Below are 13,670 nucleotides of genomic sequence, written 5' to 3'. Positions count from 1 at the left end.
ATAAACCTAATGTTATAAACCTAATGTTATGAACTTATTGTTAACTAGCCATATTGCCCATTTGGTTATTCCATAAGCTACCAAAGATTAAACTAAAGAAAATCCCCGTAGCGAACACCACATACCAGTAACGGCGCATTTTAATTGCATATTCGCTCTCTTCGTCTGGACGGTCTTTAAAGAAGACAACCATAAAACCAACGGCAGAAATAAAACCGGCAATATTGGCTAAATAGTACCAGTCTGTGAGCATGGCAGTGATTCCTAAAAATAAAATAACCGCATAGGTGATTAGAATTAAACGCATGTGTTTACCTTTTATCAATGTGTTATAAATGTTTTAAAGTTTTTTTTGTTTTAAGAGTTGAAACATATTGTAGTGAATTTATTTGGCTGTAAGAGAGCTTTTTGGGAGTAAATATGTATAAAGTCACATTCTATGTGCCTGAATCACATCTAGATGTAGTTAAAACAGCTATGTTTAATGCTGGAGCAGGGAATATCGGCAATTATGATAGCTGCTGTTGGCAGGTAAAAGGTCAAGGCCAGTTTAGACCTCTTAATGGCAGTAACCCTTTTATTGGTAAGGAGAATACTGTACAAAGTGTGGAGGAATTTCGGGTTGAAATGGTTGTTAAAGAAGAGGGGATTGAAAAAGTGATTACAGCATTAAAAAACGCTCATCCCTATGAAACGCCAGCCTTTGATGTGGTTGAATTATTAGATCGCTTTCATAATGATGAAGAGTGAGCTTCTAGTGAAGATAATAAAGCTCTACTAAAGCTTTATGAGGTATAAAATATTGTAATACTTTTTATATTAGAATTTGTTGATATGTTTATCGGGTTCGATTAATATGAGCTCGTTGTTTCATTACAACACTCCTCTAAAAGAGCTAAGATTGTTCCCCTTATTATGGAACCCCCCAGCTTAAGCATGTCTTAACTGGGGTTTTTTTTGCCCTTAAAAAAGGTTTTTTACAGAAACATTTGTTATAAACTTTTGTAACAAAAAATAAGTTAGCTCAGCCAGCAAAACTAATCTAAAACTAACTTATTGCAAACTCACATTATTTAGCTTTAGCGTGGTCGTCAGCTTTTGTAAATTGAATTAATTCAATAGTAAATAATAGTGTTTTATTAGGCCCAATTGCTTGACCAGCACCTTTTTCACCATAAGCTAACTCAGGAGGTATAACGACTTCCCATTTAGCACCAGGCTTCATTAATTTAAGCACTTCACCCCAACCAGGAATGACATTTTCCATTTTAAACTTAAGTGGTGAACCACGCTTGTATGAGCTGTCAAAGACCTTGCCATCAATAAAGCTACCTTTATAATTTGCAAAGATAACATCATCTTCGGTAGGTGACTTACCTTTACCTTCGGTGATTACTTTATATTGAATGCCGTTTTTTAAGGTTTTTACACCAGGTTCTTTAGCATGTTTGGCTAGAAATGCTTTACCTTCTTTACTGTTAGCAGCAGCTTTTGCTTTATGCATTTCAAGTTGTTTTTGCATCATGCCTTTTTTGACTTCTGCGACTGCATCCATCATCTCTTTTTCAGTTAAACGCGGTTTTTTGTTATTAAGTGCGTCTTCTAAGCCAAGAGTAAATGCTTTTACGTCGATATTTAAACCTTGTCTAGTGAAGTTTTTAGCTAAGTCGCTACCTAAGGTATAACTCGCTTTTTGTTCTGTCGTGGCTAGTGGGTCTGCAGAAAGTGCATTTTGAGATGCAAGTAAACCTAATGATAAAAAAAGAACTTTTTTCATGAAATTGCCTTTAGTTGTATATGAAATTGTATGGGTTTTAATCAATTTACCAGGCCTGGTAAATTGATTAACTCAACTTTTAAAGGTTGTCTAGATACTTCTCCGCATCTAAAGCAGCCATACAGCCTGCACCAGCCGATGTGATCGCTTGTTTGTACATTTGATCCATAACATCTCCAGCAGCAAAAACACCAGGAATGGATGTTTGCGTCGCATTACCTTGCAATCCACTTTGTACTTTTAGATAGCCATTATCCATTTCTAGTTGGCCATCAAAAATACCAGTGTTTGGTGTATGCCCGATTGCAATAAATACACCTGCCACATCAATTTCTTTGGTTTCACCTGTTTGAGTATCTTTTAAGCGCAAACCTGTGACACCCATGTTATCACCAAGAACTTCATCAAGTGTTGAGTTAAACTCAATATTTATATTGCCATTGTCAGCTTTTTCTTGAAGGTGTTTAGCCAGAATTTTTTCAGATGAAAAAGAGTCACGACGATGAACGATAGTCACCTCAGAAGCTATGTTTGATAGGTATAGAGCTTCTTCAACGGCTGTATTACCACCACCAATTACCGCTACTTTTTGGTTACGATAGAAAAAACCATCGCAAGTAGCACAGGCAGAAACGCCTTTACCCTTAAAGGATTCTTCAGACTCTAGACCTAGATATTTTGCAGAAGCTCCCGTTGCAATAATTAGCGCATCACAAGTATATTCACCTGAATCACCAATTAATTTAAATGGTTTTTCATTTAATTCAGCAGTATGAATGTGATCAAATAGAATTTCAGTACCAAAACGTTCGGCATGTTGTTGCATACGAACCATCAAATCTGGGCCTGTTAAGCCTTCTGGATCACCTGGCCAGTTATCAACTTCAGTTGTGGTTGTTAGCTGCCCGCCTTGTTGCATACCGGTAATCATTACGGGTTCAAGGTTTGCTCGTGCCGCATAAACTGCCGCAGTGTAACCTGCTGGTCCAGAACCTAAAATTAATAATTTGCAATGTTTTGTAGCCATAACAATTTCCTTTTAACGAATAAGAGTCGCTTGTATTGTGAATTAAAGTTAAGAAAAGTGCCACCTAGATTGTTATGTAATCCAGGTTATAGTCAGATTCTCTCTTTTTTCTATGCTAAAATTTTAGCAGTTTTTAAAAGACAAACTAGACTAAAAGTCGGTTTGTTTTAAATAATGAATAAGTTCAAGTTATTAGCAAATCTAAATAGGATATAAGCAACTCTAAATGTCTTTTAAATCAGCAAAAATTGAAAAAAAGTCCACTACTGTTAGTAATGAAAAAAGCGGTGAAAAAATTAGCACACTCAAACGTTTTAGTTGGATTCTAAAAGACGGTGTCGTGTTGAGCTGTATTGGTTTAGCTTTTTTCTTATTTATTGTGTTATTTAGCTTTTCACCTACTGACTCAGGTTTTGACTCAGTTGGCGAGAGTCAAAGCTTTAAAAATTACGGTGGGCAAACAGGAGCTTGGATCTCTTCGATGTTGCTCTATGTATTTGGCGTTTTTGGTTTTCTGATTCCCTTTGGTATTTTATTAGCAGGCTGGGTCACACTCAAAATTAGAACGGGGAATGAGCTCGATTATTTAAGGTTTATATTGAGTTTATTTGGTTTATTGCTGTTGATTAGTTCAGGAGCAGGCCTGGCAAATTTATATATGCATCCAGATACTTTAATTGCTTTGCCTTATTCTGCTGGTGGTGTTTTGGGTTATGAATTAAGTAATGCTCTGGTTGGTTCGGTTGATTTATTAGGAGCAACCTTAATTTTATTGGTTATGTTTGCCGTCGCGTTTAGTATGTTAAGTAGTTGTTCATGGCTAACGATTATTGAATTTACTGGTGAAAGTACCTTTAAGTTATATGACAAATTAACAGGCCTGTTCAAAGACAAGGTTATGGAATCTGATAGGGTTAAAGAGCGTGTTCAAAAAATCCATACTCAGGTTAAGCAGGGAGTTAGTCAAATAGCCTCCAATACTACAAGTAATGATGCAGTAGAGGCTAGAAAAAAATGGTTGGCAAAAGTGTTGCCTTCCTCTAAAGATAGCAATTCTGAAATAGAAACAGATTTGGCCAATAAACCAACGGTTGATCCAAAAATTGTTACAACGCCTCTTTACAATGACGAAGCTCCGGTTACTCAAACAAACGCTAAAGTAGCTGGTTCAGATTCTATTAGTACAACAACAAATTCAACTGAAACAACGGATTCTACCGTAGCGGCTCCCCAGGGGTTAACGGTAGGTACTAAGCAAGTCGGTTCTGCTAATGTAAGCATTGTTGAAAAAGCGGAACTACCTAAGCTAGATTTATTGGATATGCCTCCAACTTATGATGAAGGTTTTAGTAAAGATGAACTAACTGCGTTATCTTCCTTGTTAGAACAACGATTACTTGAGTTTGGTGTGACCGTCCAGGTGGAATCGGTTCAGCCAGGCCCAGTGGTAACCCGTTTTGAGATTTTGCCAGCACCAGGTGTAAAGGTGAGTCAAATTAATAATTTGGCAAAAGATTTAGCCCGTGTACTTTCTGTGCAATCGGTACGTGTGGTAGATGTTATTCCTGGTAAAGCGGTAGTGGGCATAGAGATACCAAATGAACAACGAGAAATTGTGGGCTTTAGAGAGGTCTTGGCCTCAGAAGAGTTTCAGTCTGCCTCATCACCATTAACGATTGCTTTAGGTAAAGATATTGCCGGTAAGCCAGTGGTGGCGGATATCGCTAAAATGCCGCATTTATTAGTGGCGGGTACAACCGGTTCGGGTAAATCGGTTGGTGTGAACAGTATGATTTTGAGTATGCTTTATAAGAGTACAGCTGAAGAAGTTCGCCTAATCATGGTTGACCCAAAAATGTTGGAATTATCCATTTATGAAGATATTCCGCATCTATTAACCCCAGTTGTTACTGATATGAGCGACGCCGCTAATGCATTGCGTTGGTGTGTATTTGAGATGGACAGACGTTATCAGCTCATGGCAAAACTAGGGGTAAGAAATATTGCCGGTTATAACCTTAAAGTCAAAGAAGCGATTGATAAAGGCCAACCTATTATTGATCCACTTTATCAACAAGCGGCTAACTTTGGTCATGAAATCGGCGAAGCACCGCCAACACTAGAGCCTTTGCCATTTATTGTTGTGGTGGTAGATGAATTTGCCGACATGATTATGGTTGTAGGTAAAGAAGTTGAGCAGTTGATTGCTCGAATTGCCCAAAAAGCACGTGCCGCAGGGATCCACCTAATTTTGGCCACTCAACGTCCATCGGTTAACGTCATTACTGGTTTGATTAAAGCCAATATCCCAACTCGTATCTCTTTTATGGTAAACACCAAAATTGACTCGCGTACTATTTTAGATCAGGGTGGGGCAGAACAACTTTTAGGTATGGGGGATATGCTCTTTATGCCGCCTGGTTCTGGTTCGCCCAAGCGTGTTCACGGTGCCTTTATGACCGATGAAGAAGTTCATAGAGTGGCCGAGTTTGTAAAATCACAAGGTAAACCTCAGTACTTAGAGTCAATTACCAAAGCTAATAATGGGGCTGATGGTAACGGTGGTATGAACGATGGCGATGCTGAACAAGATGCTTTGTATGACGAGGCTGTTGAGTTTGTTGTGCAAGGTAGAAAGGTCTCAATTTCATCGGTACAACGCCGCTTCAAAATTGGTTATAACCGTGCAGCTCGTATTGTCGAGGCCATGGAATCAGCTGGTGTGGTTTCAACGGCAGGTTCAAATGGTAACCGTGAAGTATTGGCTCCAAAACCACAAGAACAATAAACCTTAATGCAGATTATTTTATAAATTACATGTAGAAAATAACTGTCAAAAACCAACAAAATATATAGACATATACAAAGACATATACAAAGACATATAACAAAGACTTAAATATAAGGGCATACACAGTGAAATTGATTTTTAAAACCTTTGCCACTTTATTGGTAGTGGCAAGTTTAGCGGTAACCAATCAGGCCTATGCTAAAGCTAAACCAGGTAAAGCACTGCAAGATTATGTTAACCAGTTACAAACGTTTAAAGCCGATTTTGTGCAAACCCAACCAGATGAGGAGTTGTTTCAAACCAACCAATCTACAGGGCATTTTGAATTGAACAGGCCTGGTAAACTTACTTGGCAATACTTTCAGCCAGAGCAACAAAAAATCGTGGTTGATGGTCATAATCTATGGGTGTATGACCAAGATTTAGACCAAGTTACCGTGCGACCAATAAACGATATAAAAGCCGAACTACCACTTAGTTGGTTGCTTTATAGAGATCCCATTCAAGATAAATTTAGTATTATTGAATCAGGTGATAAAAACGGTTTGCAATGGTTTAACTTAACGCCAAAAGCACCAACCTATTTTCAAAGCATTGATGTGGGTATGAGAGACGGTGAAATGGTTGAGGTAAAAATGTATCAAAGTCCTACCAATGTGACGAATGTGAAATTTAAAAATATTCAATCTAATCAAGTGATTCCTTACAAAAACTTTGAGTTTAAAATGCCAGAAGGTGCAGACTTAGTAGGTACGCCGCAGTAATGTCTGTCTATCAACCACTTTCAGATCGCTTAAGACCCAAAACACTGACTGAGTATGTTGGTCAAACTCACTTATTGGGTGAACGCCGAGCACTTTCAAGAATGCTCGATTCTGGTCGATTACACTCTATGGTTTTTTGGGGGCCACCAGGGGTCGGTAAAACTACCTTGGCACGCCTCATTGCCTTACAGTCAGATTTGCAATTCATCAATCTCTCTGCGGTTTTGGATGGCGTTAAAGAAGTACGAGCGGCGGTAGAACAAGCCAAACTTCACAGAGAGCAATTTAAGCAGGGCACGTTATTATTTGTGGATGAGGTGCATCGTTTTAACAAAGCACAGCAAGATGCTTTTTTACCGTTTGTAGAAGACGGCACTTTTGTGTTTATTGGGGCAACCACAGAAAACCCATCGTTTGAACTCAATAATGCCTTGTTATCACGAGCTAAAGTGTATGTACTTAGAATCTTAGAAGATGATGAGCTGGCAAAAGTACTTGAACGTGGTCGTGCCTTAATTGAACAAGATTTGAGTGTTGATGAAAAAGTCACGGTTCAGATTGAAGACAAAGCTAGAGAATTACTGATTGAAGCTGCCGATGGTGATGCCCGTAGATTATTAAATAGCCTAGAACAAGCGATAGATTTTGCTGAATTTGTGCCCAAAAAAATATCAGACAATCAAGATTTACCAGGCCTGGTCATTTTATCAGCAGAACATTGTAAAGAAGTCATTCAGGGTGGCGTAAGACGTTTTGATAAAGGTGGTGAGGCATTTTATGACCAAATATCCGCTTTGCATAAATCAGTAAGGGGGTCAGATGCCAATGCCGCTTTGTATTGGTTAGTCAGAATGTTAGATGGAGGAGCTGACCCACGCTATTTGGCACGTCGTTTAATCCGCATGGCAAGTGAAGAGATTGGTAATGCCGACCCTAAAGCATTGCAGTTAGCCATGAACGCTGCCGAAGCTTATGAACGTCTTGGTTCTCCAGAAGGTGATTTAGCTCTTGCTCATGCTGCAACGTATTTAGCGGTGGCTCCAAAATCAAACGCTGTCTATATGGCTTACAAAGCAGTATTGGCCGATATTAAAGAACATGGTTCGCATGAAGTCCCATTGCATTTACGCAACGCTCCTACCAAACTCATGGCCGAGCTGGATTACGGACAAGGCTATCGTTACGCACATGATGAATCAGAAGCCTTTGCGGCTGGCGAATGTTACTTTCCAGAAGATATGATGGAGAGAGACTATTATCAGCCTGTTGAACGAGGGTTGGAAATAAAAATTTCCGCTAAGATGGAGCATCTTAGAAAATTGAATGAAAAAGCCATTTATAAACGCCGCTCATAATGATTAAATAAGATTACTTAAAAAAGTTAACCATAAAAGTTAACCACAAAAGCTAATCAAATTTTAAAAACACGTCAAACGTAACAGGTATAAAGGTAAAGCCAATGATGTCAGCTTGGGGATGGATTGCAATTGCTATGGGTGGTGCATTGGGTGCTATGTCGCGTTTTGCCATGTCTCATCATGTTTATCAATGGTTTGGTCGAGACTTTGCCTGGGGTACCTTGTCGGTCAATGTCATTGGTTCCTTTATTATGGGTTTATCGGCAGTGTTATTGGTTGACAAAATCGCCGTTTCTACCGAATGGCGTGCCTTTATTATGGTAGGTTTTTTAGGAGCCTTTACCACCTTTTCTACTTTTTCTTACGAAACCATGCAGTACATTGAAATTGGTGAACTTAACAAAGCCGTGCTGAATATTGGGGTGAGTGTCATCACTTGTTTAGTTGCGGTTTGGTTGGGAATGTTGGCGGCAAAACAGTTTTAAGCCTGTCAGTTTAAATTTATTGATTTTGATTTTATCGGTTTTAAACGTATTCGTTAATAGGAGATTTCATGTCTTCCGAACACCAAATTTCAACGCCTTTACAGCAAACACCTCTGTTTGCCTTACACCAAGAATTGGGTGCTAAATTAGTGCCTTTTGCAGGCTATGAAATGCCGGTGCAATACCCACTTGGTATCAAAAAAGAACACCTTCATACCCGCAGCCAAGCTGGATTATTTGATGTCTCTCATATGGGGCAAATTATCCTAAAAGGCCCGCAAGCCGCTTTAGCATTAGAAAAGCTAGTGCCCGTTGATATTGTTGATTTACCATTTATGCAGCAACGTTATGCTCTGTTTACTAATGAACAAGGGGGCGTAATGGATGACTTAATGGTGACCAATATGGGCGATTCTCTATTTTTAGTGGTCAACGCCGCTTGTAAAGAACAAGATGTTGCCCACCTTAAAAACTATCTTAATCAAGAGTGTGAAATAGAGGTTTTACAGGACAAAGCTCTACTTGCTCTTCAAGGACCAAAAGCCGCAGAAGTGTTAGCCAAGTTAGCACCAGAATCAACTCAGATGGTTTTTATGACTGGCAAAAAATTAACCATAAATGGCATAGAGTGTTTTGTCACTCGTTCAGGTTATACCGGAGAAGATGGGTTCGAGATTTCGGTAGCGAATCATCAGGCTGAAGCCCTGGCAAGAAAATTATTGGAACATGAAGCGGTTGAGATGATTGGCCTTGGAGCAAGAGATTCTTTACGTTTAGAAGCAGGGTTATGTCTATATGGGCACGAATTAGACAATACAATCTCTCCAGTTGAAGCCAATTTACTCTGGGCCTTGTCAAAATCTCGCAGAGCAGATGGTCAACGTGCTGGTGGATACCTTGGCGACCAAGTCATTATGCAACAAATTGCCACGGGTGTTTCTCGTAAACGTGTTGGCGTTCAAGCCTTGGGTAAAATGCCTGTTAGAGATGGTGCGGAGATTGTTGATGCAAATGATGACCTTGTGGGCACAGTCACCAGCGGTGGTTTTGGCCCATCATTTGGCGGGCCAATTGCCATGGGATTGATAAAAACAGAATGGACACAAGAAGGCCAACAAGTAGGTACAGAATTAAATGCGATAGTTAGGGGAAAAAAAGTCCCTGTAAAAATCGTTAAGCTGCCTTTTATAAAACAGAATTATTACCGAGGGTGAAGGAAAATACCCTCATTCAATTGCCATTTACTCCATGCTCAAAGGGCTTTATAACCAGAGAGCATACCAGGCCTGGTAAATTGAAAATCAAGAACAGATTCAATTAATTAAATGTTAGATAAAACACTGAGGAGAAACTCAATGAGCAATATTAAATTTAGTGCAGAACATGAATGGATTCAAGATAACGGTGATGGCACAGTTTTAATTGGTATTACCGACTTTGCCCAAGCACAGCTGGGCGATTTAGTTTTTGTTGAGTTGCCAGAGATAGGTACTGAGATTAACAAAGGTGAAGAAATTTCTGTGATTGAATCGGTTAAGGCAGCCAGTGATCTGTTTGCACCTGTCGATGGAACGGTGGTTGAAGTTAATGATGCTTTAGATGATGAACCCGAGTTAATTAACGAAGATGCCATGGCAAATTGGATTTTAAAAGTTGAACTTTCTGATCCATCAGATTTAGATGATCTTATGGATGAAGATGCCTATAACGCTCTAACTGAAGAATAAAGTTTAAAGAATAAAACTTAAACATAAGTACTTTCAAAAGCATTCCTTTAATGAGTTTTCATTGAAGAATACGCGGGAGAATAGAACATGGGTAAAAGACTTTTATCTAAACTGGCAAATCGTTCACTCCACGAGCTTCAACAGAGCGAACAGTTTGTAAAACGTCACCTTGGGCCTGACCAAACTGAACAACAACAGATGTTGGATTTGCTTGGTTTAGCAACCATAGATGAATTGTTAGATAAGGTCATACCAAAGTCTATTCGCCGCCAACAACCTATGTTGATTAATGAGGGATTGACCGAGCATCAATCTCTTAGCAAATTAAAAGCGATTGCAAGTCAAAATAAAGTGCTCAAGTCTTTTATTGGTATGGGGTATTACAACACTCTGGTACCACCAACCATTCAACGCAATATTCTCGAAAACCCCGCCTGGTACACCGCCTATACTCCTTATCAAGCCGAAATTTCTCAAGGCCGCTTAGAGGCGATGCTTAACTTTCAAACCATGGTTGCTGATTTAACCGGGCTAGAACTCGCCAATGCCTCTATGTTAGATGAAGCCACTGCCTGTGCAGAAGCCATGACACTTTGCCAGCGAATGAGTAAGTCTAAAGGTAAAGTGTTTTTTGTGGCAGATGACTGTCATCCACAAAATATAGAAGTGGTAAAAACTCGTGCAGAACCTTTAGGTATTGAAGTGGTGGTAGCTGATCCCACACAAGGTTTTGATGATTACGATCTGTTTGGTGTCTTACTGCAATACCCAAGTACCTATGGAGAGGTGAGAAACTTAACGCCTTTGATAGAAAAAGCCCATGCTAAAAAAGCATTGGTGGCTGTGGCGGCAGATTTATTGGCATTAACCTTACTAAAACCACCTGGCGAAATGGGGGCGGATGTCGCTATTGGTAATACTCAGCGTTTTGGCGTTCCGCTTGGTTATGGTGGCCCGCACGCCGCCTATATGGCGACAAAAGATGCCTTTAAACGTTCTATGCCAGGGCGATTAATCGGGGTGTCAGTTGATAGTAATGGGCAAAAAGCCTACCGACTTGCTTTACAGACCCGAGAGCAACATATCCGCCGAGAAAAGGCCACCAGTAATATTTGCACAGCACAGGCTTTATTAGCGGTAATGGCTAGCATGTATGCTGTGTATCACGGGGCGGAAGGATTAACTCAAATTGCCTATAGAGTGCATCGTTTTACTCAAGTATTTGCAACAGGTTTAATTAAAGCCGGTATTGAAATTGAGTATAAAAACTATTTTGATACTCTCAAAATAAAATTACCAGGCCTGGTAAATGTTGTATTGCAACAAGCGGTAACCCAAGGTTATAACTTAAGAAAGATTGATGAAAATAGCATTGGACTCTCTTTTGATGAAAGTACTACGCTAGATGACATTAAAGCCTTGTGGCAAATAATAGCGGCAGAGCACGCTGAGCAATTAACCACCGATTTGTTGCCTGAACAAGCTGTGGATAACTTTGTACAAAGTGTTGAGCAAAGTGTTGTGCAGAGTGTTGTGAAAAACGCTGAACACTCCTTATCATCAGCGATTCCAGAAGAATTAATTCGTGAGTCAGAGTTTTTAACACATCCCGTATTTCATGAGCACCGTTCAGAAACTGAGATGATGCGTTACATGCGAATGTTGGCAGATAAAGATTTGGCTTTAGATAGAGCCATGATTCCATTAGGTTCATGCACCATGAAGCTTAATGCCGCAGCGGAACTCATGCCCGTTTCATGGCCGGAATTTGCCAATATTCACCCATTTGTTCCTCTAGATCAAGCCCAAGGTTATCAACAAATGCGGCTTGAGCTGGAACAGATGCTTTGCCAAGCAACAGGTTACGATGCGGTTTCTTTACAACCTAACTCAGGAGCACAAGGTGAATATGCAGGTTTATTGGCAATTCGTGCATACCATAAAAGCCGTGGCGAACAACACCGTAATATTTGTTTAATTCCAGCATCGGCACATGGAACAAACCCCGCTTCCGCACAGATGGTGGGTATGACAGTGGTGGTCGTTAAAACAAATACCAAAGGTGAAATTGACTTAGAGGATTTGCAAGCCAAACTTGAAAAACACTCGCAAAATTTAGCCGCCATTATGATTACCTATCCCTCAACCCATGGCGTGTTTGAAGAAAACGTAAAAACAGTTTGTGATTGGGTGCATCAACATGGTGGGCAAGTCTATATTGATGGTGCCAATATGAATGCCATGGTAGGGGTTGCCGCACCAGGCCATTTTGGGGGCGATGTCTCGCATTTAAACTTACATAAAACCTTTGCCATTCCGCATGGCGGGGGTGGACCAGGTATTGGACCAATTGGGGTGGGCAAACATTTAGCCCCATTTTTACCAGGGTATGCGGTAATTGAAGACGAGAATGAACCTAAGGAAGTTGGTGCGGTTTCTGGAGCTCCATGGGGGAGTGCAGGCGTACTACCGATTAGTTGGAGTTATATTGCCATGATGGGGCGTGATGGCCTTATGCAAGCGACCTCAGTGGCCATTTTAAATGCTAATTACATTGCCCAACGACTCGCACCGCATTATCCAATTTTATATAGTGACGATAATGGCCTGGTCGCTCATGAGTGCATTATTGATTTGCGTCCTATTAAAGAAGAGTCGGGCATTAGTGTGGACGACATTGCTAAACGGTTAATTGATTATGGTTTTCATGCACCCACTATGTCGTTTCCAGTTGCTGGAACCTTGATGATAGAGCCTACCGAGTCTGAGTCTAAAGTGGAGCTTGACCGTTTTTGTGATGCGATGATTGCCATTAAACAAGAGATTAATGATGTGATGAATGGGGTATTGGATGAACATGATAACCCACTTATTAATGCACCTCATACCGCTTACAGTGTTATGAATAGTGAATGGAATCACTCATATAGCCGAGAACAAGCAGCCTATGCTTTAGAGAGTTTACAACAGGTTAAATATTGGCCTCCAGTAGGTCGGGTCGATAATGTTTACGGTGACCGTAATTTGGTTTGTTCTTGCCCGCCATTAACGGAGTATGAGCAAGAGGAGATGAGTTATGAATAAGTCCATTGTGATTAGCGTATTGGGGAATGATTCACCAGGCCTGGTAAAATCGCTTTCAAAAATAATTGTGGCTCATCAAGGTCAATGGATTGAGAGTCAGATGGCCAGTTTAGCTGGCAAGTTTGCTGGTATTTTACGTGTAGATTTACCGGCAAGTGAATTTGAAGGTTTTAAACAAGAACTGCAAAATGCAAAACAATTAGGGTTAAGTGTTCTATTTGAAGAGGTCTCTGAAAACGCCAATAAAGAGCCTCAAAATCAATTTGAGATTGAGCTGATTGGCCAAGACCAACCCGGGATTATTCACCGAATTTCATCCGCTTTAGCTCAAATTAATGCCAATGTGGATGAACTTGAGTCAGAAGTGATTGAAGCTTCTATGTCTGGCGAACATCTGTTTAAAGCCAATATCAAAGTTCACATTTCCACAGAGGTGCCTGCCAGTGAAATTAGAGCAATATTAGAAGAACTGGCCAATGAGTTAATTGTGGATATTGAACTTTTAGAAGAAGATGTCTAACTTTGTATTTTTGGGAGAGCCTTTTGTTTATAGTCTCGTGCAAAGACGACAATAAGTGGTAAAATACTTCGCAAATTAATTGGCAGAAATCTTAATTTCACAGCTCCCAATGCCAATATAAACTGAATAATCAAACA

The 13,670-nt window shown here is 40.0% G+C and carries 12 protein-coding genes; 9 read left to right on the top strand and 3 right to left on the bottom strand.

Translation table 11 applies throughout. From position 1 onward, the window contains the following. Positions 1 to 40: 40 nt before the first annotated feature. Positions 41 to 307, bottom strand: a complete 267-nt coding sequence (locus ACORJQ_RS10225) for a hypothetical protein (protein WP_321324240.1) — start codon at positions 305 to 307, stop codon at positions 41 to 43. 113 nt (positions 308 to 420) lie between these two features. On the opposite strand from ACORJQ_RS10225, the gene ACORJQ_RS10220 reads away from it, so the two are divergent. Beyond that, positions 421 to 750 carry a YqfO family protein gene (locus tag ACORJQ_RS10220; protein ID WP_321324239.1) on the top strand — a complete coding sequence of 110 codons (330 nt, stop codon included), beginning with the start codon at positions 421 to 423 and terminating at the stop codon, positions 748 to 750. 319 nt (positions 751 to 1,069) lie between these two features. Here the strand turns inward: ACORJQ_RS10220 and ACORJQ_RS10215 are convergent, their stop codons facing one another. Both ACORJQ_RS10215 and trxB read right to left on the bottom strand, forming a co-directional pair. After that, complete coding sequence (locus ACORJQ_RS10215; RefSeq protein ID WP_321324237.1) at positions 1,070 to 1,777, bottom strand: FKBP-type peptidyl-prolyl cis-trans isomerase; 708 nt, start codon at positions 1,775 to 1,777, stop codon at positions 1,070 to 1,072. Between the two features lie 79 nt (positions 1,778 to 1,856). After that, entirely contained in the window at positions 1,857 to 2,804 is a 948-nt protein-coding gene (trxB, locus tag ACORJQ_RS10210; RefSeq protein WP_321324235.1) for a thioredoxin-disulfide reductase, read from the bottom strand. A 226-nt stretch (positions 2,805 to 3,030) separates the two neighbouring features. On the opposite strand from trxB, the gene ACORJQ_RS10205 reads away from it, so the two are divergent. From ACORJQ_RS10205 to ACORJQ_RS10170, 8 genes are all read left to right on the top strand, one after another. Further along, positions 3,031 to 5,592: a DNA translocase FtsK gene (locus tag ACORJQ_RS10205; RefSeq protein ID WP_321324233.1), complete on the top strand. Its 2,562-nt coding sequence runs from the start codon at positions 3,031 to 3,033 to the stop codon at positions 5,590 to 5,592. Positions 5,593 to 5,720: 128 nt separating this feature from the next. Continuing rightward, positions 5,721 to 6,359, top strand: coding sequence for an outer membrane lipoprotein periplasmic chaperone LolA (gene lolA, locus ACORJQ_RS10200; RefSeq protein WP_321324231.1), 639 nt, complete (start codon positions 5,721 to 5,723; stop codon positions 6,357 to 6,359). Then, positions 6,359 to 7,714 (top strand): replication-associated recombination protein A, encoded by a 1,356-nt coding sequence (locus ACORJQ_RS10195; RefSeq protein ID WP_321324230.1) that lies wholly within the window; start codon positions 6,359 to 6,361, stop codon positions 7,712 to 7,714. The genes lolA and ACORJQ_RS10195 overlap by 1 nt, the downstream gene beginning before the upstream one ends. A gap of 104 nt (positions 7,715 to 7,818) precedes the next feature. Next, positions 7,819 to 8,202 (top strand): fluoride efflux transporter CrcB, encoded by a 384-nt coding sequence (crcB, locus tag ACORJQ_RS10190; protein WP_420719559.1) that lies wholly within the window; start codon positions 7,819 to 7,821, stop codon positions 8,200 to 8,202. A 68-nt stretch (positions 8,203 to 8,270) separates the two neighbouring features. Beyond that, positions 8,271 to 9,416, top strand: coding sequence for a glycine cleavage system aminomethyltransferase GcvT (gcvT, locus tag ACORJQ_RS10185; protein ID WP_321324228.1), 1,146 nt, complete (start codon positions 8,271 to 8,273; stop codon positions 9,414 to 9,416). Positions 9,417 to 9,557: 141 nt separating this feature from the next. Further along, complete coding sequence (gcvH, locus tag ACORJQ_RS10180) at positions 9,558 to 9,929, top strand: glycine cleavage system protein GcvH (RefSeq protein ID WP_321324226.1); 372 nt, start codon at positions 9,558 to 9,560, stop codon at positions 9,927 to 9,929. An 87-nt stretch (positions 9,930 to 10,016) separates the two neighbouring features. Continuing rightward, entirely contained in the window at positions 10,017 to 13,013 is a 2,997-nt protein-coding gene (gene gcvP / locus ACORJQ_RS10175) for an aminomethyl-transferring glycine dehydrogenase (protein ID WP_321324224.1), read from the top strand. After that, a complete protein-coding gene (locus ACORJQ_RS10170) occupies positions 13,006 to 13,533 on the top strand; it encodes a glycine cleavage system transcriptional repressor (protein ID WP_321324222.1) in 528 nt (175 codons plus the stop codon). Before gcvP ends, ACORJQ_RS10170 begins: the two co-directional genes overlap by 8 nt. The last annotated feature ends 137 nt before the right edge of the window (positions 13,534 to 13,670 follow it).

The organism is Thiomicrorhabdus sp. (assembly GCF_963662555.1).
GTDB lineage: Bacteria > Pseudomonadota > Gammaproteobacteria > Thiomicrospirales > Thiomicrospiraceae > Thiomicrorhabdus.
Note: the sequence above shows the minus strand (reverse complement) of the source record. Positions and strands in the feature narration are given on the sequence as shown.

Excerpts from the sequence above, each read along its gene's own strand:
- ACORJQ_RS10220 (WP_321324239.1), top strand. The coding sequence starts at position 421 with ATGTATAAAGTCACATTCTATGTGCCTGAATCACATCTAGATGTAGTT.
- ACORJQ_RS10215 (WP_321324237.1), bottom strand. The coding sequence starts at position 1,777 with ATGAAAAAAGTTCTTTTTTTATCATTAGGTTTACTTGCATCTCAAAAT.
- gcvT (WP_321324228.1), top strand. The coding sequence starts at position 8,271 with ATGTCTTCCGAACACCAAATTTCAACGCCTTTACAGCAAACACCTCTG.
- trxB (WP_321324235.1), bottom strand. The coding sequence starts at position 2,804 with ATGGCTACAAAACATTGCAAATTATTAATTTTAGGTTCTGGACCAGCA.
- ACORJQ_RS10195 (WP_321324230.1), top strand. The coding sequence starts at position 6,359 with ATGTCTGTCTATCAACCACTTTCAGATCGCTTAAGACCCAAAACACTG.
- ACORJQ_RS10225 (WP_321324240.1), bottom strand. The coding sequence starts at position 307 with ATGCGTTTAATTCTAATCACCTATGCGGTTATTTTATTTTTAGGAATC.
- gcvH (WP_321324226.1), top strand. The coding sequence starts at position 9,558 with ATGAGCAATATTAAATTTAGTGCAGAACATGAATGGATTCAAGATAAC.
- ACORJQ_RS10205 (WP_321324233.1), top strand. The coding sequence starts at position 3,031 with ATGTCTTTTAAATCAGCAAAAATTGAAAAAAAGTCCACTACTGTTAGT.
- crcB (WP_420719559.1), top strand. The coding sequence starts at position 7,819 with ATGATGTCAGCTTGGGGATGGATTGCAATTGCTATGGGTGGTGCATTG.
- gcvP (WP_321324224.1), top strand. The coding sequence starts at position 10,017 with ATGGGTAAAAGACTTTTATCTAAACTGGCAAATCGTTCACTCCACGAG.
- ACORJQ_RS10170 (WP_321324222.1), top strand. The coding sequence starts at position 13,006 with ATGAATAAGTCCATTGTGATTAGCGTATTGGGGAATGATTCACCAGGC.